The 23,564-nt window shown below is 61.8% G+C and carries 24 protein-coding genes and 1 tRNA gene; 2 read left to right on the top strand and 23 right to left on the bottom strand.

What is annotated here, in order from left to right; translation table 11 throughout:
• Window positions 1–7: 7 nt before the first annotated feature.
• The 17 genes from odhB to V6765_RS20240 form a co-directional block, all read right to left on the bottom strand.
• Entirely contained in the window at window positions 8–1,252 is a 1,245-nt protein-coding gene (gene odhB, locus V6765_RS20160) for a 2-oxoglutarate dehydrogenase complex dihydrolipoyllysine-residue succinyltransferase (RefSeq protein ID WP_448432121.1), read from the bottom strand.
• Window positions 1,253–1,348: 96 nt separating this feature from the next.
• Window positions 1,349–4,333 carry a 2-oxoglutarate dehydrogenase E1 component gene (locus V6765_RS20165; protein ID WP_448432123.1) on the bottom strand — a complete coding sequence of 995 codons (2,985 nt, stop codon included), beginning with the start codon at window positions 4,331–4,333 and terminating at the stop codon, window positions 1,349–1,351.
• Between the two features lie 159 nt (window positions 4,334–4,492).
• Window positions 4,493–5,398: a succinate--CoA ligase subunit alpha gene (sucD, locus tag V6765_RS20170; protein ID WP_448432125.1), complete on the bottom strand. Its 906-nt coding sequence runs from the start codon at window positions 5,396–5,398 to the stop codon at window positions 4,493–4,495.
• A gap of 85 nt (window positions 5,399–5,483) precedes the next feature.
• Entirely contained in the window at window positions 5,484–5,801 is a 318-nt protein-coding gene (locus V6765_RS20175; protein WP_448432127.1) for a hypothetical protein, read from the bottom strand.
• Between the two features lie 11 nt (window positions 5,802–5,812).
• Window positions 5,813–7,009, bottom strand: coding sequence for an ADP-forming succinate--CoA ligase subunit beta (gene sucC / locus V6765_RS20180; protein ID WP_448432129.1), 1,197 nt, complete (start codon window positions 7,007–7,009; stop codon window positions 5,813–5,815).
• 29 nt (window positions 7,010–7,038) lie between these two features.
• Entirely contained in the window at window positions 7,039–8,001 is a 963-nt protein-coding gene (mdh, locus tag V6765_RS20185; protein WP_230719507.1) for a malate dehydrogenase, read from the bottom strand.
• 175 nt (window positions 8,002–8,176) lie between these two features.
• A complete protein-coding gene (zapE, locus tag V6765_RS20190; protein WP_448432132.1) occupies window positions 8,177–9,331 on the bottom strand; it encodes a cell division protein ZapE in 1,155 nt (384 codons plus the stop codon).
• 91 nt (window positions 9,332–9,422) lie between these two features.
• On the bottom strand, window positions 9,423–10,007 hold the full coding sequence (locus tag V6765_RS20195; RefSeq protein ID WP_448432134.1) for a protease inhibitor Inh/omp19 family protein: 585 nt from the start codon (window positions 10,005–10,007) through the stop codon (window positions 9,423–9,425).
• Between the two features lie 245 nt (window positions 10,008–10,252).
• Window positions 10,253–11,032 (bottom strand): succinate dehydrogenase iron-sulfur subunit, encoded by a 780-nt coding sequence (locus tag V6765_RS20200; RefSeq protein WP_018062706.1) that lies wholly within the window; start codon window positions 11,030–11,032, stop codon window positions 10,253–10,255.
• A 37-nt stretch (window positions 11,033–11,069) separates the two neighbouring features.
• A complete protein-coding gene (locus V6765_RS20205) occupies window positions 11,070–11,495 on the bottom strand; it encodes a type II toxin-antitoxin system VapC family toxin (protein ID WP_448432136.1) in 426 nt (141 codons plus the stop codon).
• The gene (locus V6765_RS20210; RefSeq protein WP_448432138.1) at window positions 11,492–11,728 is read right to left on the bottom strand and encodes a hypothetical protein; all 237 of its coding nucleotides are present in this window, start codon (window positions 11,726–11,728) and stop codon (window positions 11,492–11,494) included. Before V6765_RS20210 ends, V6765_RS20205 begins: the two co-directional genes overlap by 4 nt.
• Before the next feature lie 15 nt (window positions 11,729–11,743).
• Entirely contained in the window at window positions 11,744–13,585 is a 1,842-nt protein-coding gene (gene sdhA / locus V6765_RS20215; RefSeq protein ID WP_448432140.1) for a succinate dehydrogenase flavoprotein subunit, read from the bottom strand.
• 7 nt (window positions 13,586–13,592) lie between these two features.
• Window positions 13,593–13,973 carry a succinate dehydrogenase, hydrophobic membrane anchor protein gene (sdhD, locus tag V6765_RS20220; RefSeq protein ID WP_448432142.1) on the bottom strand — a complete coding sequence of 127 codons (381 nt, stop codon included), beginning with the start codon at window positions 13,971–13,973 and terminating at the stop codon, window positions 13,593–13,595.
• A gap of 10 nt (window positions 13,974–13,983) precedes the next feature.
• On the bottom strand, window positions 13,984–14,376 hold the full coding sequence (sdhC, locus tag V6765_RS20225; protein ID WP_448432144.1) for a succinate dehydrogenase, cytochrome b556 subunit: 393 nt from the start codon (window positions 14,374–14,376) through the stop codon (window positions 13,984–13,986).
• Window positions 14,377–14,656: 280 nt separating this feature from the next.
• Window positions 14,657–15,307: a class I SAM-dependent methyltransferase gene (locus V6765_RS20230; RefSeq protein ID WP_448432466.1), complete on the bottom strand. Its 651-nt coding sequence runs from the start codon at window positions 15,305–15,307 to the stop codon at window positions 14,657–14,659.
• Window positions 15,308–15,355: 48 nt separating this feature from the next.
• Window positions 15,356–15,961, bottom strand: a complete 606-nt coding sequence (gene leuD / locus V6765_RS20235) for a 3-isopropylmalate dehydratase small subunit (RefSeq protein WP_230719517.1) — start codon at window positions 15,959–15,961, stop codon at window positions 15,356–15,358.
• Window positions 15,962–16,118: 157 nt separating this feature from the next.
• A complete protein-coding gene (locus V6765_RS20240; protein ID WP_448432146.1) occupies window positions 16,119–16,358 on the bottom strand; it encodes a hypothetical protein in 240 nt (79 codons plus the stop codon).
• Window positions 16,359–16,512: 154 nt separating this feature from the next.
• On the opposite strand from V6765_RS20240, the gene V6765_RS20245 reads away from it, so the two are divergent.
• Both V6765_RS20245 and V6765_RS20250 read left to right on the top strand, forming a co-directional pair.
• On the top strand, window positions 16,513–17,412 hold the full coding sequence (locus tag V6765_RS20245) for an HpcH/HpaI aldolase/citrate lyase family protein (RefSeq protein WP_448432148.1): 900 nt from the start codon (window positions 16,513–16,515) through the stop codon (window positions 17,410–17,412).
• The gene (locus V6765_RS20250; protein WP_448432150.1) at window positions 17,409–17,615 is read left to right on the top strand and encodes a DUF1737 domain-containing protein; all 207 of its coding nucleotides are present in this window, start codon (window positions 17,409–17,411) and stop codon (window positions 17,613–17,615) included. The genes V6765_RS20245 and V6765_RS20250 overlap by 4 nt, the downstream gene beginning before the upstream one ends.
• 21 nt (window positions 17,616–17,636) lie before the next feature.
• On the opposite strand, the gene V6765_RS20255 is transcribed toward V6765_RS20250, so the two are convergent.
• The 6 genes from V6765_RS20255 to V6765_RS20280 all read right to left on the bottom strand — a co-directional run bounded on the left by V6765_RS20255 (window position 17,637) and on the right by V6765_RS20280 (window position 23,461).
• Window positions 17,637–18,032: a bleomycin resistance protein gene (locus V6765_RS20255; protein WP_448432152.1), complete on the bottom strand. Its 396-nt coding sequence runs from the start codon at window positions 18,030–18,032 to the stop codon at window positions 17,637–17,639.
• The gene (locus V6765_RS20260) at window positions 18,029–19,036 is read right to left on the bottom strand and encodes a class I SAM-dependent methyltransferase (protein ID WP_448432154.1); all 1,008 of its coding nucleotides are present in this window, start codon (window positions 19,034–19,036) and stop codon (window positions 18,029–18,031) included. Before V6765_RS20260 ends, V6765_RS20255 begins: the two co-directional genes overlap by 4 nt.
• Window positions 19,037–19,297: 261 nt before the next feature.
• Window positions 19,298–21,436 (bottom strand): polyribonucleotide nucleotidyltransferase, encoded by a 2,139-nt coding sequence (gene pnp / locus V6765_RS20265; RefSeq protein ID WP_448432156.1) that lies wholly within the window; start codon window positions 21,434–21,436, stop codon window positions 19,298–19,300.
• A gap of 273 nt (window positions 21,437–21,709) precedes the next feature.
• Complete coding sequence (gene rpsO / locus V6765_RS20270) at window positions 21,710–21,979, bottom strand: 30S ribosomal protein S15 (RefSeq protein WP_230719524.1); 270 nt, start codon at window positions 21,977–21,979, stop codon at window positions 21,710–21,712.
• Window positions 21,980–22,152: 173 nt separating this feature from the next.
• Window positions 22,153–22,229 (bottom strand) — tRNA-Arg (locus V6765_RS20275).
• Between the two features lie 68 nt (window positions 22,230–22,297).
• Window positions 22,298–23,461, bottom strand: coding sequence for a M20 aminoacylase family protein (locus V6765_RS20280; protein WP_448432159.1), 1,164 nt, complete (start codon window positions 23,459–23,461; stop codon window positions 22,298–22,300).
• Between the last annotated feature and the right edge of the window lie 103 nt (window positions 23,462–23,564).

Below are 23,564 nucleotides of genomic sequence, written 5' to 3' on the forward strand. Positions count from 1 at the left end.
TTGTTGATCAGAGATCGAGAACGAGGCGTTCGGGATCTTCCAGCGTTTCCTTGACGCGCACCAGGAAGGTCACCGCTTCCTGCCCGTCGACCATGCGGTGGTCGTAGGACAGCGCCAGATACATCATCGGACGGATGACGACCTGACCGCCGATCGCCATCGGCCGCTCCTGGATCTTGTGCATGCCGAGAATGCCGGACTGCGGCGCGTTCAGGATCGGCGAGGACATCAGCGAACCGTAGACGCCGCCATTGGTGATCGTGAAGGTGCCGCCCTGCATGTCGGCCATCGAAAGCTGACCGCCGCGGGCCGCCTTGGCGAGACGGGCGATCTCGGCCTCGATTTCGGCAATCGACATCTGGTCGGCATCGCGCACGACCGGAACCACGAGGCCCTTGTCGGTACCGACGGCCATGCCGATGTGGCAGAAGTTCTTGTAGATGATGTCCGTGCCGTCGATCTCGGCATTGACCGCCGGGATTTCCTTCAGCGCGTGGCAGACGGCCTTAGTGAAGAATCCCATGAAGCCGAGCTTCACGTCATGCTTCTTCAGGAACAGGTCCTTGTACTTGGAGCGCATCTCCATCACGGCCGTCATGTCCACCTCGTTATAGGTGGTCAGCATCGCGGCCGTGTTCTGCGCATCCTTGAGGCGCTTGGCAATGGTCTGGCGCAGGCGGGTCATCTTGACGCGCTCTTCGCGGTCGGCGTCCTCGACCTTGGAGGGAGCGCGGGCCGGCGCTTTTGCTTCCGACGGGGCCGGAGCCGATGTGCCCTTGGCGGCGGCAGCAATCACGTCGCCCTTCAGGATCTGGCCGCGCTTGCCGGAGCCTTCGACCTGATCTTCCGAGATGTTCTTCTCGGCCATCATCTTGGCGGCGGCGGGCGCGGCCGGCATGTCGCCGTATTTGCCCTCGGCCTTTTCTTCGGACTTGGCTTCTTCCTTCGGCGCTTCGGCCTTGGGAGCTTCTTCCTTGGGCTTTTCTTCCTTCTTCTCGCTGGCGGCAGCGCCGTCGCCCTCGCCGATCTGGCCGAGCAGGGCATTCAGCTCAACCGTCTCGCCTTCGGCGGCGACGATTTCCGACAGCACGCCGGCGGCGGGTGCGGGAACCTCGATGGTCACCTTGTCGGTTTCAAGCTCGACAATCGGCTCATCGGCGGCAACCGCGTCGCCGACCTTCTTGTACCAGGTGCCGACGGTCGCCTCGGTAACGGATTCGCCCAAAGTGGGAACGCGGATTTCAGTGGCCATTTCAAAAGTCCCGATCTTGATAATGTCTGTTTCAAAACGCCTTGAGGCGGTTTGCGCATGCCGGGCTCCTCGTCCGGCATGCTGGGAAAGGCTCAATCACTCGCCGAGCGCGTCTTCCAGGAAGGCCTCAAGCTGCGCCAGATGGCGCGACATCAGGCCCGTGGCCGTGGAAGCGGCTGCCGGACGGCCGGCATAACGCACCCTGGTATGCTTGGCGTCGATATGGGTCAGCACCCATTCCAGATAGGGCTCGATGAACGACCATGCGCCCATGTTCTTCGGCTCTTCCTGGCACCATACCATCTCCGCATTCTTGAAGCGCGACAGCATGTTGATCAGCGCCTTGGCGGGGAAGGGGTAGAGCTGCTCGACGCGCAGCAGGTAGACGTCATTGATGCCGCGCTTCTCGCGCTCCTCGAACAGGTCGTAATAGACCTTGCCCGAGCACAGAACCACGCGGCGGATCTTCGCATCCTTGACCAGCTTGATCGGCGTGTCGTGTTCGACAGCGTCATCCCACAGCAGGCGATGGAACGCGGTCTCGCCGGCCATTTCCGACAGCGTCGAGGTCGCGCGCTTGTGGCGCAGCAGCGATTTCGGCGTCATCAGGATCAGCGGCTTGCGGAAGTCGCGCTTCAGCTGGCGGCGCAGGATGTGGAAATAGTTCGCCGGCGTGGTGCAGTTGGCAACCTGCATGTTGTCCTCGGCGCACATCTGCAGCCAGCGCTCCAGACGGGCGGACGAGTGCTCCGGCCCCTGCCCTTCATAGCCATGCGGCAGAAGGCAGACGAGACCGGACATGCGCAGCCATTTGCGCTCGCCCGACGAGATGAACTGGTCAAAGATCACCTGCGCGCCGTTGGCGAAGTCGCCGAACTGGGCTTCCCACAGCGTCAGCGCGTTCGGGCGCGCCAGCGAGTAGCCGTATTCGAAACCGAGCACGGCTTCTTCCGAAAGCATCGAATTGATGACTTCGTAGCGGCCCTGGGCCTGATGGATATGCTGGAGCGGGATATAACGCTCCTCGGTTTCCTGGTCGTAGAGCACCGAATGGCGCTGCGAGAAGGTGCCGCGCTCGACGTCCTGACCGGAAAGCCGAACCTTGAAGCCCTCATGGCAGAGCGCGCCGAAGGCCAGCGCCTCGGCCATGGCCCAGTCGATCCCCTCGCCAGTCTCGATCATCTTTGCGCGGTTGTCGAGGAAGCGCTGCACGGTGCGATGCACGTTGAAGCCTTCGGGAACCTCGGTCAGTTTCTTGCCGATTTCCTTCAGCGTCTTCATCGGAACCGAGGTCTTGCCGCGACGCAGCTCATCGGCATTGTCGGCGGCGCGCAGGCCCGACCACTCGCCGTCCAGCCAGTCGGCCTTGTTCGGCTTGTAGGAGGAGCCGGCCTCGAATTCCTGTTCGAGAAAGTCCTTCCAGTCGGAAAGCATCTGCTCGAACTCGTCCTTGGTGATCAGGCCTTCCTTGATCAGCCGCTCGGCGTAAAGCTGGGTCACGGTCTGGTGGCCGCGGATCGCCTTGTACATCTTCGGCTGGGTGAAGGACGGCTCGTCGCCCTCGTTATGGCCGAAGCGGCGATAGCAGAACATGTCGATGACGACCGGCTTGTGGAACTTCATCCGGAACTCGGTCGCGATCTTGGCGGCGTAGACCACCGCTTCGGGATCGTCGCCATTGACGTGGAAGATCGGCGCCTCGATCATCTTCGCCACATCCGACGGATAGGGCGAGGAGCGCGAGAAGGCCGGGTTGGTGGTAAAGCCGATCTGGTTGTTGACGATGAAATGCACAGTGCCGGCGACGCGATGGCCGCGCAGGCCGGAAAGGCCGAGCACTTCCGCAACGACACCCTGGCCGGCAAAGGCGGCATCGCCGTGCAGCAGGAGCGGCATCACCTTGGCGCGCTCGGACAGCGGCACGATCTCGCCCTCGCGCTGGGTGGCGAGAATATCCTGCTTGGCGCGGGCCTTGCCCATCACCACCGGATCGACGATTTCTAGATGCGACGGGTTTGCCGTCAGCGACAGGTGAACATTGTTGCCGTCGAATTCGCGGTCGGAGGAAGCGCCGAGATGGTACTTCACGTCGCCCGAACCCTCGACATCGTCGGGCTTGAACGAACCGCCCTTGAACTCGTGGAAGATCGCGCGATGGGTCTTGGCCATCACCTGCGAGAGCACGTTGAGGCGGCCGCGATGCGGCATGCCGAGCACGATCTCCTTCAGGCCCAGCGAACCGCCGCGCTTGATGATCTGCTCCATCGCCGGGATCAGCGATTCACCGCCATCAAGGCCGAAACGCTTGGTGCCCTTGTATTTGACGTCCAGAAACTTCTCGAAGCCCTCGGCCTCTACCAGCTTCTGCAGGATCGCCTTCTTGCCGTTCTCGGTGAAGGTGATGCTCTTTTCGGGGCCTTCGATCCGCTCCTGAATCCAGGCCTTCTCCTCCGGGTTGGAGATGTGCATGAACTCGACGCCGAGCGTCGAACAGTAGGTGCGGGTCAGGATATCAACCATTTCCGGGATCGTGGCGTATTCCAGCCCCAGAACATTGTCGATGAAGATCGGCCGGTCGTAATCGGCTTCGGTGAAGCCGTAGGCCTGCGGCGACAATTCGTTGTAGTCGTCATCCGCCATGCCGGCGAGACCGAGCGGATCGAGATGGGCGTGCAGATGGCCGCGCATGCGGAAGGCGCGGATCATCATCAGCGCGCGCACGGAATCGCGGGTGGCGCGCAACACTTCCTCGCCGGAAAGGGCGGCGCCTTCGGCGGCGGCCTTGGCGGTGAGCTTCTTCTCCACCACGCGCTCGACATCGCCCCAGTTGCCGTCAAGGGCGGCGGTCAGTTCGTCGGCAGGCTTGACCGGCCAGTTGTCCTTTTTCCAGGACGCGCCTTCAGCCGCCTTCCTCACCGCGTCCGGATCATCGCCGAGCGCCTTGAAGAAATCGCGCCACTCTTCCGATACCGAATTCGGATCATCCTCATAGGCCGCGTAGAGATGCTCGATATAGGTGGCATTCGCCCCATCGAGAAACGAGGTCAGGAGAAATTGTTCGTTGGCTTCTTGCCTGGACATGTGCACGCGCGGACGCATTCGCCCGCCTCCCGCTTGAAACGGTGAAACCGGCCTCACGCCGGTCCACCCTCTGAAATTCCGTTCAGCCGCGTGACATCACGAGGAAAACGGTATTTTCGTGGCGACCCGCCGGTCGCCACGACATCTTTCTCAACTGGATCAGCCCTTCAGGACTTCAACCAGCGTCTTGCCGAGACGCGCCGGAGACGGCGACACGGTGATGCCGGCCGATTCCATCGCCTCGATCTTGTCTTCAGCGCCGCCCTTGCCGCCGGAAATCACGGCGCCGGCATGGCCCATGGTGCGGCCGGGAGGGGCGGTGCGGCCCGCGATGAAGCCGACCATCGGCTTCTTGCGGCCCTTCTTGGCCTCGTCCTTCAGGAACTGGGCTGCTTCTTCCTCGGCCGAACCGCCGATTTCGCCGATCATGATGATCGACTGGGTGGCATCGTCGGCCAGGAACATTTCCAGCATGTCGATGAACTCGGTGCCCTTGACCGGGTCGCCGCCAATGCCGACGGCCGTGGTCTGGCCGAGGCCTTCATTGGTGGTCTGGAACACGGCTTCATAGGTGAGCGTGCCCGAGCGCGAAAGAACGCCGACCGAGCCCTTCTTGAAGATCGAGCCCGGCATGATGCCGATCTTGCATTCTTCCGGCGTCAGGACGCCGGGGCAGTTGGGGCCGATCAGGCGCGACTTCGACTTGTCGAGCTTGGCCTTGACCTTGACCATGTCGGCCACCGGAATGCCTTCCGTGATGCAGACGATCAGCGGAATTTCAGCCTCGATCGCTTCCAGGATCGCAGCGCCCGCGCCCGCCGGCGGGACGTAGATCACGGACGCATCGGCGCCGGTCTTTTCCTTGCCCTCGGCAACCGAGGCGAAGATCGGCAGATGGGTGCCGTCAACGCCGGACGACCACTCGGAACCACCCTTCTTCGGATGGATACCGCCGACCATCTTGGTGCCGTAATAGGCAAGCGCCTGCTCGGTGTGGAAGGTGCCGGTCTTGCCGGTGAGGCCCTGAACCAGAACCTTGGTGTCTTTATTCACCAGAATTGACATACATGTGACTCCTAGGTCTCAGTTCGTCTTCGAATTTCTTACGCGTATCATCAGCATTTTCAGCCGACCGAATTCCGCACCATGATCATTTAAAGCCGCTGACCCGTCCGCCGATAACAAACAAGGCCGCTAGAGCAACCGTCCCCCAATACATCTGCTGGAGGAAATACATCACCATACCTGGCGCTCCTGCATCTACTCCTGCCCACATCAGGTCAAACCAAGCCTGAATCCAGGAATTCGTCAGAAAACTTCCTGCCAGAAGGATCGCGACGGCGATCACTTCACCTTTCCAACCGTAGCACCAGCGACCGAATATCATCAGCACGCCGAACACCGCTGCCAGAATCATGGCCACAAACACAGGAACGAGCAGGACCACAAAGGCGAAGACGATGATCATGGAAGCAGTTTTCAGCCCTCCTTCACTGCTGCAACAATCTTCTGGGCCGCGTCGTCGAGATCGTCGGCGGAGATGACGTTGAGGCCACTCTCGTTGATGATCTTCTTGCCGAGTTCGACATTGGTGCCTTCGAGGCGGACGACCAGCGGCACCTTGAGGCCGACTTCCTTGACGGCCGCGATCACGCCTTCGGCGATGACGTCGCAGCGCATGATGCCGCCGAAGATGTTGACCAGAATGCCCTTCACGGCCGGGTCGGCGGTGATGATCTTGAACGCCGCCGTGACCTTCTCCTTGGAAGCGCCACCGCCGACATCGAGGAAGTTCGCGGGCTCGGCGCCGTAGAGCTTGATGATGTCCATGGTCGCCATGGCAAGGCCCGCGCCGTTGACCATGCAACCGATATTGCCGTCGAGGGCGACATAGGCGAGGTCATACTTGGAGGCCTCGATTTCCTTGGCATCCTCTTCCGTGGTGTCGCGCAGCGCCTTGACGTCGTCGTGGCGGAACAGCGCGTTGCCGTCGAAGGAAACCTTGGCATCGAGCACGCGCAGATGGCCGTTTTCCATGACGATCAGCGGGTTGATCTCGAGCAGGCTCATGTCCTTTTCGACAAAGGCCTTGTAGAGGATCGGGAACAGGCGCTCGGCATCCTTGGCGGCGTCGCCATCGAGCTTCAGCGCTTCGCACAGCGTCTTCACGTTGGAGGCTGTGACGCCAGTTTCCGGGTCGATCGCCACGGTGACGATCCTGTCCGGGGTTTCCTCGGCGACGGCTTCGATATCCATGCCGCCTTCGGTGGAGACCACGAAGGCCACCTGACCCACCGTACGATCGACCAGCAGCGAGCAGTAGAGTTCGCGGTCGATATCGGCGCCGTCCTCGATATAGAGGCGGTTGACCTGCTTGCCGGCAGGGCCGGTCTGCTTGGTCACCAGCGTGTTGCCGAGCATTTCGTCAACGAAAGCCTTCACTTCATCGGCCGATTTCGCCAGACGAACGCCGCCCTTGGCATCGGGGCCGAGTTCCTTGAACTTGCCCTTGCCGCGGCCGCCGGCATGGATCTGGCTCTTGACCACGTAAAGCGGGCCGGGAAGCTTGGCCACGGCGGCGTCGACTTCATCCTTGGTCAGGATGGCGACGCCATCGGCCACCGGCGCGCCGTAGCTCTTGAGCAGAGCCTTGGCCTGATATTCATGAATATTCATTCGATATCCGTCCTTTTAGAGAAAGCGGCTTATTTCAGAGAGGGCGCGATTTCCTTGCAGGCATCGCAAAGGCCCTTCACGGCGTCCACCGACTTGTCGAAACCGGCCTTGTCCTCGCCTTCCAGCGGAATTTCGACGATGCGCTCGACACCGCCCTCGCCGATCACGATCGGAACGCCGACATACATGCCGTCAACGCCGTATTCGCCGGTCAAGTGAGCAGCGGCCGGCATGACGCGCTTCTTGTCCTTGAGGTAGCTTTCGGCCATGGCGATGGCGGAAGCAGCAGGGGCGTAATAGGCCGAGCCGTTCTTCAAGAGCGCCACGATCTCGCCGCCGCCGCCACGGGTGCGGGTGATGATCGCGTCGAGCTTTTCCTGGGTGGTCCAGCCCATCTTGACCAGGTCGGGCAGCGGAATGCCGGCAACGGTCGAATACTGCGCCACCGGCACCATGGTGTCGCCGTGGCCGCCGAGAACGAAGGCGGTGACGTCTTCAACCGAAACGTTGAATTCTTCGGCGAGGAAGTAACGGAAACGGGCCGAGTCGAGCACGCCGGCCATGCCGACGACCTTGTTGGCCGGAAGGCCGGAGAACTTCTGCAGCGCCCAGACCATCGCATCAAGCGGGTTAGTGATGCAGATGACGAAGGCGTTCGGCGCGTGCTGCGCGATGCCCGCGCCGACGGCTTCCATGACCTTCAGGTTTATGCCGAGCAGGTCGTCGCGGCTCATGCCGGGCTTGCGCGGCACGCCGGCGGTGACGATGCAGACGTCGGCGCCGGCGATGGCGGAATAATCGGATGCGCCGGAAAGCTTGGCGTCAAAGCCGTCAACCGGCGAGGATTCGGCGATGTCGAGCGCCTTGCCCTGCGGCAGACCATCGGCGATGTCGAACAGAACAACGTCGCCCAGTTCCTTGAGCCCGGCGAGATGCGCGAGCGTGCCCCCGATCATGCCCGAACCGATCAATGCGATTTTATTGCGCGCCATGAATTATATCCTCTGAAAAATCCATTTCCGAGCACGCCGCAAAGCCTGCCCATGTCGCAAGTTGGGATAGCCCCTCTCAGGACGATTTTCAACCGGTTTTTCCGACCCTAATATTTTCAATCGGTTATATATATTTTAATTGACGTAAAGGTAAGAATTCAAAAAGACGTGATCGTCATTCCGCCGCATTTGCGGCCCATTTTCTCTTGTGCGCTGCAAGGTAATCCGTGCTGCGCATCTCGAAAAGCCGCGACGCGGTGCGGTCGAATTCGAAGCCCTCGCGGCCCTTGCGCTCGGGCAGAAGTTCCTCCGGCATCGCCGCCGCCGAAATCACCGTGCGGATCGTCTGATCGTAAAGCGTATCGATCAGCATGATGAAGCGCTTGATTTCATTGCGGCTATCGCTCCCGAGCACCGGCACCCCGTCGATGAACACCGTGCGGTAGCGCTTCGCAATCGCCATGTAGTCCGTTGCCCCGAGCGGCTTCTTGCAGAGGTCATCAAAGGTGAACCGGGCGACCTCGCCACAGGCCTTTGGCACATGCAGCACGCGGCCGCGCATCTCGATCTCCTCGGGCTCGCCCCCCTTGCCGCCTGTCAAAAGGTCCCAGTTCTCATCCATCCGTGTCGCCGCCTTCTCGTCAAGCGGGGTCAGGTAGACCGGCCGTCCCTCGAACTTCTCCATGCGGTAGTCGGTAGCAGAATCGAGTGTCGTTACCGTGACATTCTCTTTCAGCACGTCGATAAAGGGCAGGAACAGGCCGCGGTTCAGACCGTCCTTGTAGAGATCGTCAGGCGCCACATTGGAGGTCGCCACCAGCACGCAGCCGCGCTCAAACAGCGCGGAAAACAGCCGCGACAGGATCATCGCGTCGGCGATATCAGTGACGGTGAATTCATCGAAGCACAGAAGCCGGTTTTCGGCGATGATCTCATCGGCCACCGGGCCGATCGGGTCGGCCTCCTTCACCTCGCCGGCCTTCAGCTTGCGGCGATAGGCGTTCAACCTGTCCTGCACATCGGCCATGAAGGCGAAGAAATGGGCGCGGCGCTTGTCCGCGATCGGCGCAAGCTCGAAGAACATGTCCATCAGCATGGTCTTGCCGCGCCCGACGCTGCCGTGAATATAGAGCCCGCGCGTAAGCGGCCCGCCGCTCTTGCCGCCGTTGAAGAGCCGCGACAGCAGCTTGCCCTTCCGCCGCGACGGCGCGGCCTGCAGACCTTCCAGCACCGTGTCGAGTTCGGCCGCCACGGCGCGCTGCGCTTCGTCCGGGCTCAGTGTCTTGTCGTCAGTCAGCGCCTGCAGGCGCGCGGTCACGGTCGCAGCCATCAATATTTCCGGTTTTGGGGATTCTCTTGGCGAGCTCAACGATAAGGGCCTGCCGGAAGGCAGAAAAAAGGGCCCGTCCGGGCCCTTTTCGTCAGCGGCTCAGCACGACCTGCTGGCCGGAGCTGCTGGTGCCTTCGATGCGATTGTCGGCGGTCTTGTAGAGCCTGGCGATGGCATAGCCATTGGCATCGTTGAGCACGACCTGATCGCCATTGATGCCCCAGGACTTCATGGTCGAAAGCCCGCCGGTGCAACCGCGCGTGCCGCCGCGCAGGCCTTCGCCGAGATTGGTCAGCGTCAGGAACATGTCGCAGGAAACGCCGCCTTCGCTGACCTTCCAGCTTCCCACAAGCGCGGAATTGGTCACCGGAACCGCGCCTGCGGGGGCGGCAACCGTGCCCATGCCGCCAGCCGTTTCGGTCGGAGCACCCGGTGCTGCCGGATACTGCCCGGTGGTCATATCAGTCGTGCTCGGCTGGGCGGTTCCGTAGGTGCCGGTCGCAGTCGCGCCAGCAGGCGGCGGGAGCGTGCCGCTCTGCACCTGACCGGCGGGCGCCGGGGTCAGAGGCTGCGGCGGCGGAGGCGCCGGCGGAGAATAATCATAGGTCGTCCGCTGACATGCGCTGAGGGCCAGAACCCCGGTCACTGCCGCGACCACCAAAACCTTGTGAACCATCAACCCGAACTCCTGCTCCTCTGGCGCAATGGGGCGCAGCCCCGTTGCACAGCTTCAAAGTGCCTGCCTGCCCGCCACGCGAAGAAAGCGAGGAGACGACCGGACCTGTCGGCAATCATATCGTGCGCAAGTCCAATCCGGCAAGGGCTACACTACATTCACCCGAAAGCGCAACCACGCCAGGGCCTGAACCGGCATCACGATTGCGTAAGCGCCGTAAGAAACCGCAACGCCCGAACGAACGATCAGACAGAACGCTCGACCATCATCTTCTTGATGCCGGCAATCGCCTTGGCGGGGTTGAGCCCCTTCGGACAGGCCTGGGTGCAGTTCATGATCGTGTGGCAGCGATAGAGCCGGAAGGGATCTTCCAGATTGTCGAGCCGCTCGCCGGTTGCCTCGTCTCTGGAGTCGATCAGCCAGCGATAGGCCTGCAGCAGCACGGCCGGGCCGAGATAGCGATCGCCATTCCACCAGTAGGACGGACAGGAGGTCGAGCAGCAGGCGCACAGGATGCACTCGTAAAGCCCGTCGAGTTTCACGCGGTCCTCATGGCTCTGCTTCCACTCCTTCGCCGGCGGCGGCGAGACGGTCTTCAGCCAGGGCTCGATGGAACGGTGCTGGGCGTAGAAATTGTTGAGGTCCGGCACCAGGTCCTTCACCACCGGCATATGCGGCAGCGGGTAGATCTTCACAGCACCCTTGATGTCGTCCATGCCCTTGGTGCAGGCGAGCGTGTTGGTGCCATCGATATTCATCGCGCACGATCCGCAGATGCCCTCGCGACAGGAACGGCGCAGCGTCAACGTCGGGTCGATATTGTTCTTGATGTAAAGCAGCGCATCGAGAACCATCGGCCCGCAATCATCGAGATCGATGAAATAGGTGTCGATCGAGGGGTTCTCGCCGGTATCCGGGTTCCAGCGGTAGATCTTGAACTCGCGCAGATTGGAAGCGCCCTCCGGCTTCGGCCAGGTCTTGCCGGTCTTGATCTTCGAGTTCTTGGGAAGCGTGAATTCAACCATGGCGGTTATCCTGTGTTCCTAAATATACCGTGTTGCTTCAGAGATTCAATCCGGACAGCGGCCGGACCGACGCCGCAAAACCGCTCTCTGAAGTCTTCGTCAGAAATTTCTCGTCAGCCGACACCAGAACGTCGCCCTGTTTTCTCAGTGCGCAAGCGAGAAACATGCAATCGTAAACGCTGTGCTGAAGCGTTCCAGCCAGATCGAAAGCTGCCTCCAGCAGGGCGGATGACGGAACGATCGAATCGAAAAAGCCTGCCATCTGACCCACGGCCTCCCTTGCCTGTCCCGAGCCGATTTCACCAAGGCGCACCTTCCGCCAAAGAACATTGGCAGCCTCGGCCAAGGCAAAGTCTGGACAACTCAGTTGCTCCGTCATCTCCAACAGTTTCAACGCCTCCAGGTGCCCTTCTTCCCGCACGAACCACTTCACGATCACCGAAGAATCGATGACAAGCGTCATCGCGACCGATCCTCGCGCAGCAACTCCGTCGAGTCCGTCTGCAGCCGGTGCGGCGTCAGATCGGCAATACGCTTCGCCGTCGCCAGTCTGCTCTCCCGATCGAGCGGAACGCCGGTGGCGCGGCGGAGAATTGCGGTCGCTTCGGCTTCCGGCGAGATCTGATGGGTGTCGGCCAGTTCGGTCAGCCGCCGTACCAGCGCCTCGTCCGCGACCTTGATCGTTATCTCACCCATCACATCTATCCTCGATCAGTACACCCGCGCCTTCGGCGCGATCTTCTTGATGTCGATGCCATCGGCGATGAGGTCGGTGTGGACCGGGCGGTAGTCGAGCTTGACGTCGCCGGCCTCGTTGACCCAGGCCAGCGTATGCTTGCGCCAGTTCTCGTCGTCGCGGCCGGCAAACGGGCCATCTGCATAGTCCTCGCGGGCATGGGCGCCGCGGCTTTCCTTGCGGGCCTCGGCGCCGTAGACGGTGGTGATCGCGCAGGCCATTAGATTCTGCAGTTCCAGCGTCTCGACAAGGTCGGAGTTCCAGATCATCGAGCGGTCGGTGACCTTGACGTCCGGCAGTTCCTTCCAGATTTCCGAAATCCGGCGGCAGCCTTCCTCCAGCGTTTCCTGGGTGCGGAATACGGCCGCCTCTTCCTGCATGGCGCGCTGCATCTTGTCGCGCAGCACCGCCGTCGGCTGCGAGCCGGACGCATGGCGGGTCTTGTCGAAGCGCGCCATGATCCTGTCGCAGGCTTCGATATTGAGCGCCGGGATCGACGCCTCGCGGTCGATCACCTGGCCGGCGCGGATCGCGGCGGCGCGGCCGAAGACCACGAGGTCGATCAGCGAGTTGGAGCCGAGACGGTTGGCGCCATGCACCGAGGCGCAACCGGCCTCGCCGACGGCCATCAGGCCGGGCGCGAGACGCTCGGGATTGTCGCCGTCGGCGTTCAGCACTTCACCGTAATAATTGGTCGGAATGCCGCCCATATTGTAGTGGACCGTCGGCAGGACCGGGATCGGCTCGCGGGTCACATCAACGCCGGCGAAGATCTTCGCGCTCTCGGAAATCCCCGGCAGGCGCTCGGCGAGAACCGCGGGATCGAGATGGTCGAGATGCAGGAAGATGTGATCCTTGTTCTTGCCGACGCCGCGGCCCTCACGGATTTCCATCGTCATGCAGCGCGAGACCACATCGCGCGAGGCGAGGTCCTTCGCCGACGGCGCATAGCGCTCCATGAAGCGCTCGCCCTCGGAATTGACAAGATAACCGCCCTCGCCGCGCGCGCCCTCGGTGATCAGGCAGCCCGCGCCATAAATGCCGGTCGGGTGGAACTGGACGAACTCCATGTCCTGCAACGGCAGGCCGGCGCGCGCGATCATGCCGGCGCCATCGCCGGTGCAGGTATGCGCGGAGGTCGCCGAGAAATAGGTGCGGCCGTAACCGCCGGTCGCCAGCACCACCATCTTGGCGGCGAAGCGGTGGATCGTGCCGTCATCGAGGTTCCAGGCGACGACGCCGGTGCAGACCCCGTCATCGCTCATGATCAGATCGATCGCGAAATATTCGATGAAGAACTCGGCGTTGTTGCGCAGCGACTGGCCGTAAAGCGTGTGCAGGATGGCGTGGCCCGTGCGGTCGGCGGCGGCGCAGGTGCGCTGCACCGGCGGGCCTTCGCCGTAATTCTGCATGTGGCCGCCAAAGGGGCGCTGATAAATCTTGCCCTCTTCGTTACGCGAGAACGGCACGCCGTAATGCTCAAGCTCATAGACCGCCTGCGGCGCTTCCATGGCGAGATACTGCATGGCGTCGACATCGCCGAGCCAGTCGGAGCCCTTGACGGTGTCGTAGAGGTGCCACTGCCAGCAATCCGGCGTCATGTTCTGCAGCGAGGCGGCGATGCCGCCCTGGGCGGCCACGGTATGCGAGCGCGTCGGGAACACCTTGGTGATGCAGGCGGTTTTGAAGCCCTGCTCGGCCATGCCGAGCGTGGCGCGCAGGCCGGAACCGCCGGCGCCGACCACGATCACGTCATAGGCATGGTCGACATATTCATAGGCCTTGCCATTGGCGGCGGGGGAAGAAGGATTAGCCATGTGAATATTATCCTACAAACGCGATTTTCAGGATGGCGAACAGACAGAGCCCGCCGATCAGCACGGTGAAGAAGGTGTTCGCCATCACCGCCAGGAGCTTCAGCACTTCGCCATGGATGTAGTCATCGATGATTTCCTGCATGCCGATGCGCATGTGGACGAGGCCGGCGACGATCATCAGCCCCATCAACACGGCGATGAAGGGATTGGCGAGGCTCGCCACCACCTCTTCATAGGGCGCGCCGATATGGGCGATGATGAAGATGATGAACAGGACGAACAGCGGCACGAGCGCGACGGCCGTCATCCGCTGCATCCAGAAATGATGGGTCCCTTCCTTGGCGGAGCCGAGACCGCGAACCTTTTTCAGCGGTGTACGCATATCCATGGTGCTCTCCTTACCAGACCAGAAGCCCGACGATCCACAGAAGGACCGTGACCGCGACCGAGACGAAGGGCAGCGAGATCGCCATCTTCGTGGTGAATTCCTTGCCGAGACCATGGCCGAGATCCCAGGCGAAATGGCGAAGGCCCCCGAGCAGATGATGCACCAGCGCCCAGGTGTAGCCGAACAGGATCAAAAGCCCGAGCCAGGAGCCGAAGAACCAGCTCACGCAATCGAAGGCTTCCTTGCCCATGGCCGCTGACACCAGCCAGGCAGCGAGCAGGATCGTGCCGAAATACATCGCGCCGCCGGTAATGCGGTGGATGATCGACATCGCCATGGTCGGTATGAACCGGTAGACTTGAAGATGCGGCGATAGGGGCCGGTTGCTGGTCGGAGTGGCCATCAAAACCTCGCAGGCGTTCATTAGGACGCGGCATTTATGCATTCGGCGTCGCCCGGCAACCAGAGCCGGACGCAACCGACGTTCACCGGTGGTGTAGCCACCGCAAACGGCCGCGACAAGTCCATTCGCTCCGCCCGTCCCGATTTAATCGGTTTGACAGTCGGCGGATTGAAAAAGACCGTTTATCGGGCCCGGAAAATCGCATGCTTTTGTCATCAAGTCCATCCGGGTCGTGGAATTTCAAGCAGTTAACATGAGTGCACAACTCATGTTTGACGACTCAGGTGCATCCGATGAAGCGCCAGACCGTGGTCCGTTTGACCTCGCTATCCTCCAGCACGCGCGTGACCGGCACCTGGTATTCGGCGAGCCGCTCCAGACACTCCTTCGGGCAATAGGCCCGCCCCGGATCGCCGACGAGGATGGTCATGCCGTGTGCCGTCAGCCGATCGAACCAGGGCAGCAGCGCCGCCGCCCATTGGGCATCGTAGAACACATCGCCGGCGAGCAGCACGTCGCAATCCGGTGTGGTCTCCATCAGATTCTGGCTGGTAAAGCCGAGCGCGACATCGTTCAGTTCGGCATTGAGCTTCACGGCAACGCCCGAGAACGGATCGATATCGGATGCGAGAACAGAGGCAGCGCCCGCCTTTGCCGCGGCGATCGCCACCAGTCCGGAGCCGCTGGCGAAGTCGACGACGCGCTTGCCGGCCACGCAGTCAGGACGATCCAGCACATAACGCGCCAGCCCCTGCCCGCCCGCCCAGGCAAAGGCCCAGAACGGCGGCGGCAGGCCGATTGCCTCAAGCTCGCTCTCGGTCTTCTGCCAAAGGTCATGCACCTCGCTCGCCAGCCGCAGTCGGATTTCCGGAACATGCGGCGGGGCCAGGATTTCAGTATTTTCGAGAATGAAGGCTTTTGGGTTGTTCATGCGCATGGAAAAGCTTCTCCCGGCCGTGACCGGGAGAAAGGCGCAAAATCAGGCCCAGGGGCGCTCGGCCGCGAGCTTGTTCTCGTAGCTCGCGATATTGTCGCTCTTTTCGAGCGTCAGCGAAATGTCGTCGAGGCCGTTCAGCAGGCAGTGGCGCTTGAAGGCGTCGAGTTCGAACTTGATCGAACCGCCATCGGGACCGGTGATTTCCTGGTTCTCCAGATCGACCGTCAGAACCGCGTTGGACCCGCGCTCGGCGTCGTCCATCAGCTTCTCCAGCTCCTGCGGCGACACGATGATCGGCAGAATGCCGTTCTTGAAGCAGTTGTTGTAGAAGATGTCGGCGAAGCTGGTGGAAATCACGCAGCGGATGCCGAAATCGGCCAGCGCCCAGGGCGCATGCTCGCGCGAGGAGCCGCAGCCGAAATTGTCGCCGGCCACGAGAATCTTGGCGTCACGATAAGCGGGCTTGTTCAGCACGAAATCCGGATTTTCCGAACCGTCCTGATTGTAGCGCGCCTCGGCGAAAAGCCCGACGCCAAGACCGGTGCGCTTGATCGTCTTCAGATAATCCTTGGGAATGATCATGTCGGTATCGACATTGACCACGGGCAGAGGCGCGGCAACACCCGTCAGCTTGACAAATTTTTCCATGGGACATCCTCGGCAGATTTTATTGAGCTTGCCATCGCTCTATAGCGGTTTTACGCCGCTTTCAACGGAAAACTGTACCTTTTGGTACGCGTGAGCGAAAACAAAAGGCAGCCGCAAGGGCTGCCCGAAAAGCGATCGAACCACGAAAACGCACCTCTTAGAGGTCGATGATCTTGCCCTTGCCATCATCCCACACACGCATGCCATCCTTGCGGCGGCAGTCGCGGGTGCGAACCGGAACCGGTGCCTGATTAAGCTTGCCAGCAACCATACGGGCAACGGTCAGCACGGCAAGAACGCCCATCAGCGCCAGACCAACGGAAAAAGCAAATACGGTCACGAAGGCCACGGCAGCCAGCCCGACGATTGCCATTACTACGGAGCGGATGTTTTCCATCATCAGTTTCCTTTCACACCTGTTAATCTGGCGCGTCGGTGGCCTTTGCGCAAGGGGCAGCGACCATTTTGTCTCATTGAATGCGGACGAAAACTTTGCGAAGCATCATTTTCAGGCACTGCTAAAACTAGTGAGTCCCGAAATTGTCAGGAATATGGCCATGACTTCCATAAAACTGTGGCGTTCTCTGCTGAGCGTACCCGCCATCAACCGGCGCGCGCTGGAAAAGTCGAGGACGCTTGCGGCCGACGCGATCATCTACGATCTGGAAGATGCGGTTGCCCCGGGCAAAAAGGCCGAGGCGCGCGAGAACCTGGAGCGCCTCTATAGCGAGGACCGGCCCGAAGGCGTGACCGCGATCCGGGTGAACCCGCTCGATACCGAAGACGGCAGCGAGGACATGAAAACCGTGCTGGCCTGCCAGCCTGATGCCGTTCTGCTGACCAAGGTCGGCAATGTCGCAAGCATGGCCACGGCGGGCGCGCTCCTGAAACGAAACGGCGCGCCGGAGCGCATGAAAATCTGGGCGATGATCGAAACCCCGGAGGGCGTGGTCAATGCCGCGGCCATCGCCGGCGCGTTTTCCGATGTGCGGGCCGGCGGACGGCTGGAAGCGCTGGTCGTCGGCGTCAATGATCTGCGCGCGGAAACCGGCGTGGCGCCCTCGCCCGGCCGCGCCTATCTGGTGCCGTGGCTGATGCAGACCGTGCTGGCCGCCCGCGCCTACGGCATTCGCGTCATCGACGGCGTCTATAATGATTTCGCCGATCAGGCTGGCTATGAAGCGGAATGCGCCGAAGGCGCGGCCATGGGCTTTGACGGCAAGATGCTGATCCACCCCAACCAGATCGAGGCCGCCAACCGCCATTTCAGCCCGTCGGAAGACGCCGTGGCCGAAGCGCGCGCGATCGTGGAAGCATTTGCAAAGCCGGGCACGGAAGCGCTAAACGTCATCGATCTCGACGGCCGCATGGTCGAGCGCCTGCATCTGGAGCAGGCCCGGTCGCTACTGGCCAAGGTCGACGCCATTCAATCCACAAAGGAAACCCGATGAAACTCTACCGCTTCCTCACAGGTCCCGACGATTCGTCCTTCTGCCACCGCGTCACCGACGCGCTGAATAAGGGCTGGGAACTGCACGGCGCGCCGTCGCTGACCTTCGACCCCAATCTCGGCAAGACCTATTGCGGCCAGGCCGTGGTGAAGGAAGTCGAGGGCAAGGATTACGACCCGTCGATCAAGCTTGGCGAGCAGTAAGCCGCATCCCGGGCGGAAGGATCAGATCGGCTGAAACGGCCTGAGCAGATATCCGTCCGGGTCTCGCACCCAGAGCTGGCGCTGTCCTCTCTCGCCATTCGGCGTGCGATAGCGCCGCTCCTCGGGACCAAGCACGAGAAGCCATTTCGCTGCGGCGAGCCGCGCGACGATACCGTCGAAATCAGCGACCTCGAGCTGGAAGTTGATGCCGCCGCCAAGGTTCTGCGGCGCGTCCCCCACATTCCGCCCCATGCCGATCGTGTCCAGCATGAGCTGCGCCGCCCCAAGCTCAAGAAAAGCAAAGCCCTCCTCCGGGCGGTCATAGGCGACCGAAAAGCCGATAAGACCGACATAGAAATCGAGGCTTTTCGAAAGGTCCCTCACGCCGAGTTCCGGAATGAGAGCGTTGAACCTCATTTGCGGCCCCAGAGGATCTTGAAGCGGGCGTTGCGATAATCCTCGCCGCTTGACTTGCAGTTTTCCGCGAGCACCGGTTCATAGGGCAGGCCGCGATTGGCGACGAGAAGCAGCCGCCCGCCGGGCTTCAGCGCATCGCAGGCGGCCTTGATCAGCGCCTTGCCGAGCGATGGTTCGGTAGCCTTTCCGGCATGGAAGGGCGGGTTCATGATGATCAGATCGTAGCGCGTCCTGACCTTTTCGCCCGCAAGGTCCTGCCAGAAATAGCGGAATGCGCCCTGCTCGCCGGCGAGATTGACCTTGGCGCGTTCCAGCGCGCGATAATCCGCCTCGTAAAGATCGATGGCCTCCGCGCGCGGCGCGCGTTCGGCCAGCATCGCGGCAAGATAGCCCCAGCCGGCGCCGAAATCGGCAGCCAGCCCCGAAAAATCCTCCGGCAGGCGCTCGCCGAGAATACGCGAACCCTCGTCGATCCTGTCATGCGAAAACAGGCCCGGCACGGTGGTGAAACGACCATCGATTTCGACCGTCGGGTGGGTGAGCTTTTCAAGCGCTTCGGACGGATCCTCCGGGCGGGTGAACCACACGGCGACGCCATGATATTTCGGCATCGATTCGAGATCGGCGAACAGATGGCCGAGCCGCTTCCGCAGCGACTGGATGCCCTCTTCCTTGGTGCCCGCGATCACGATGAAGCCGCCGGCCACGGTCTTTGCGAGCGCTTCCGCGATCCGGTTCTCGTTCTCGCCGCGATGCTTGGTGAGCAGGATGAGCATCAGGTCGTATGGCCCCTCGCCCGCCTCCGGCGCGACATCGGCATGCGCGCGCTCCAGCCCGATGAAATGCGGGCGATAGGGCTGCACCGCCTCGATCGCAGCGCCAAAGCCCTCCGGCACGCGGTAGCCGGGTTCGGCGCCGAGGAACAGGCAACGCCCGCCCTCGGGCATGGCGATGGTGCCGCTTTCGAAGGGATGGAAAATGGTTTTCAGCGTCTCGCGGGCCATGATTCTACCTGTGAAAAAGGCGCGAGCCATAACGCTCACGCCCGAAAGTGAATGCCTCGCGGTTCGCCACCCACAATCTCTCCCCTTGAGGGAGAGATGCCCCGACAGGGGCAGAGAGGGGTGAACCCTATCGGCAAATGCGGAGTAACGGGCTTATGCCCATTACCCCTCTCTGTCGCTTTCGCGACATCTCCCCCTCAAGGGGGGAGATTGGAGGGAGCATCACTGCTCCGCAGGTTCATACCTGACAGTTTGCCAGCCTTACTCGGCGGCGTCGGACTTCGGCTTGCGCTCGATTTCCTTGCCGGTTTCCTGGTCGACGACCTTCATCGACAGCTTGACCTTGCCGCGCTCATCGAAGCCGATGAGCTTGACCCAGACCTTGTCGCCTTCCTTGACCACATCGGTGGTCTTGGCGACGCGCTCGGAAGCAAGCTGCGAGATGTGGACGAGACCGTCGCGCGGGCCGAAGAAGTTGACGAAAGCGCCGAAGTCGGCGGTCTTGACGACCGTGCCTTCGTAGATCGCGTTCAGTTCCGGCTCGTCGACGATCGAGTGGATCCACTTCTTGGCAGCCTCGATCTCCTTGCCGGAAGACGATGCGATCTTGATCGTGCCGTCATCCTCGATGTTGATCTTGGCGCCGGTCTTTTCCACGATCTCGCGGATGACCTTGCCGCCCGAACCGATAACGTCGCGGATCTTGTCGACGGCGATCGTCATCATCTCGATGCGCGGTGCGTATTCGCCGAGCTGCTCGCGGCCTTCGGTGATGGCCTTGGACATTTCGCCGAGGATGTGGTTGCGGCCGCCCTGGGCCTGGCCGAGCGCGACCTTCATGATCTCCTCGGTAATGCCGGCGATCTTGATGTCCATCTGCAGCGAGGTGATACCGTCGGCAGTACCCGCAACCTTGAAGTCCATGTCGCCGAGGTGGTCTTCATCGCCGAGAATGTCGGAGAGAACCGCGAAGCGCTCGCCTTCCAGGATCAGGCCCATGGCGATGCCAGCAACCGGCTTTGCCAGCGGAACGCCGGCATCCATGAGCGCAAGCGAGGTGCCGCAGACGGTCGCCATCGAGGACGAGCCGTTGGATTCGGTGATCTCGGAGACGATGCGCAGCGTATAGGGGAACTGCTCGATGGTCGGCAGCATCGGGCGGATCGCGCGCCATGCAAGCTTGCCGTGGCCGATCTCGCGGCGGCCCGGGGAGCCCATGCGGCCGGTTTCACCCACCGAATAGGGCGGGAAGTTGTAGTGCAGCAGGAAGCGTTCCTTGTACATGCCGGTCAGGGCATCGACATACTGCTCGTCTTCGCCGGTGCCAAGCGTGGCAACGACCAGCGCCTGGGTTTCGCCGCGGGTGAACAGCGCCGAACCATGGGTGCGCGGCAGGATGCCGACTTCCGAGACGATCGGACGGACGGTCTCGAGATCGCGGCCGTCGATGCGGCTCTTGGTGTCAAGAATGTTCCAACGGACGATCTTGGCCTGGAGGTGCTTGAAAACGGCGCCGATTTCTTCAGCCGTGTACTTGGCTTCCTCGCCTTCGGCCGGGGCGTAGCGCTCCTTGACCTTCGCCTTGCAGGCGTCGACGGCGGCGTAGCGGGCGGCCTTCTCGGTGATCTTGTAGGCGTCGCGCAGCTCGTTCTCGATGAAGGAGAGCATGTCGCTTTCGAGCGCGGAATGATCTTCCGGCTCGAATTCGCGCGGCTCCTTGGCGGCGACTTCGGCGAGCTTGATGATCGCGTCGATCACCGGCTGGAAGCCCTTGTGGCCGAACATGACGGCGCCGAGCATGATGTCTTCGTTGAGTTCCTTGGCTTCCGATTCCACCATCAGAACCGCATCGCCCGTGCCGGCGACGACGAGGTCAAGCGCGGTTTCGGGCATTTCGTCGATATGCGGGTTCAGCACATATTCGCCGTTGATGTAGCCGACGCGCGCGCCGCCGATCGGGCCCATGAACGGAACACCGGACAGCGTCAGCGCGGCCGAGGTCGCGACCATGGCGAGAATGTCGGGGTTGTTTTCGAGGTCATGCTGGAGAACGGTGACCACCACCTGGGTGTCGTTCTTGTAGCCTTCCGGAAACAGCGGACGGATCGGACGGTCGATCAGGCGGGAAACGAGGGTCTCGTTTTCGCTCGGACGGCCTTCGCGCTTGAAATAGCCGCCCGGGATGCGTCCGGCTGCAAAGGTCTTTTCCTGGTAGTTGACGGTGAGCGGGAAGAAATCCTGGCCCGGCTTCGGCTCCTTGGCGGAGACGACGGTGGCAAGAACGGCGGTCTCGCCATAGGTGGCCAGAACCGCGCCGTCAGCCTGACGGGCAATCTTGCCGGTCTCCAGCGTGAGCGTGCGGCCGGCCCACTCGATTTCCACTTTGTGGGAATTGAACATGTCTTGTCCTTTAACAAATGCTGCGATCCCGCTCTTGCCCGAAGGAAAGGCGACATCGCGGCGTCACGTTTCGTTCGACACGTCACGGGCAAGACAACGTGCTGCTTCCGGTGGCGAAGCAGCCTGCAATCCTGCCCCATGACAGGTCCGTTTCGGCATGCGGCGCCGGACGTTCCGGGGCCGCGTCTTCTGATCCAGCGCCCGCCACGGCGCAAAACCGGCGCTTGTCAGCGCAAATGGAAACGGCGGGCGCAAACGCCCGCCGGATAAAGCTTAGCGGCGAATGCCGAGACGGCCAATAAGGCTCGTATAGCGGCTTTCATCGATGCGCTTCAGATAGTCAAGCAGCGAACGGCGGGTCGAAACCAGCGTCAGCAGACCACGGCGGGAATGGTTATCCTTCTTGTGGTCCTTGAAGTGCTCGGTCAGGTTGGTGATCCGTTCGGTCAGGATGGCAACCTGAACTTCCGGCGAACCGGTGTCGCCTTCCTTGGTTGCGAATTCCTTGATCAGCTCTGCCTTGCGTTCAGCAGTAATCGACATCGGTCATCCTTTCTTTAAGAAATGAGGGTGTTTCAAGTCGCCCGGGCCGGGATGTCGTCCAGCAGGGGCCATTCATGCGCATCTGTTTCAATGCTGGCGCCCATATAGGCCAAACAGAGCGGAATGTCGAGTGTCGCGTTGCGCACGGACGATGAGACGCTAAAACTGAATAATGGTGATCCCGACGCGATTCGAACGCGTGACCCTCAGATTAGGAATCTGATGCTCTATCCTGCTGAGCTACGGGACCACTCGCCTCTCCATACAAAAGCAGGGCTCCGATGAAAAGCCCTGTTTTTGCTTTGCGGCAACCGTGGCTCAGGCGGCGAGGCGGGCTTCCGCCAGACGGACCCAGTAGGAAATGCCGTGGGCGAGGGCCTCGTCGTTGAAATCATAGTCCGGATTGTGCAGGCCGGCGCTGTCGCCATTGCCGAGCATGATGAAGGCGCCGGGCCGGGCCTCCAGCATGTAGGAAAAATCCTCCGCCGCCGTCCAGGGCGCAACCGTGGTATTGACCGCCGCCTCTCCGGCAACCGCGATTGCCGCGTCGGCGGCATGGCGCGTCTCTTCCTCGTGATTGACCGTCGGCGGATAGTTGCGGGTGTATGTCACCACGGCCTCGCCGCCTTGGGCGGCGGCAAGTCCTTCGGCAATGGCCTTGATCTTCTCTTCCGCCATGTCGCGGTTTTCCGGCGTGAAGGAGCGCACAGTGCCGCCGAGTTCGGCCTCGGACGGAATGACGTTGTGGGCAAAGCCCGCATGAAACTCGGTCACCGAGACCACCAGCGCGCCGACCGGATCGGCGCTGCGCGAGACGATGGTCTGCAGCGCGCCGACGATCTGGCTGCCGATCACCACCGGATCGATGGCGGTGTGCGGCTGGGCGGCGTGACCGCCCCTGCCCCGCACCAGGATCCGGAACTCGTCCGTCGCCGCCATGATCGGGCCCGGACGAATGGCGAATTCACCGACGGGAAGGCCGGGGAAATTATGCATGCCGTAGACCTCGGCAATCGAGAACCGCTCCATCAGCCCGTCCTCGATCATCGCCTTGCCGCCGCCGCCGCCCTCTTCCGCCGGCTGGAAGATCACGATGACCCTGCCCCTGAAATTCCGCGTCTCGGCGAGATATTTCGCAGCACCCAGCAGCATCGCCATATGGCCGTCATGGCCGCAGGCATGCATCTTGCCGGGAACCGTCGAGGCCCACGGCTTGCCGGTTTTTTCGTTGATGGGCAGTGCATCCATATCGGCGCGCAGGCCGATCGTGCGCCCCTCGCCCGCCCGGCCATGGATGACGCCGACAAGCCCGGTGCGGCCGATACCTTCAACCACCTCGTCGACACCGAACTGCCGCAATTGTTCTGCTATGAAGCCCGCCGTCGCCTCGACGTCGTAGAGAAGTTCCGGATGCCGATGAAGGTGATGGCGCCATTCGGTCGCTTGACTTTGGAGTTCGGCGGCGTAGTTCAGCACCGGCATTAATGATACCCCTGCATTTTTGCAAAATTCGTTGTAAAACACGCTAATATTAAGTGGGATCAAAGCGTGTCCGCATCAAGAAGACGAGCCCCTCAAGGGGTAT

The sequence above is a fragment of the Martelella sp. FOR1707 genome (assembly GCF_053484265.1).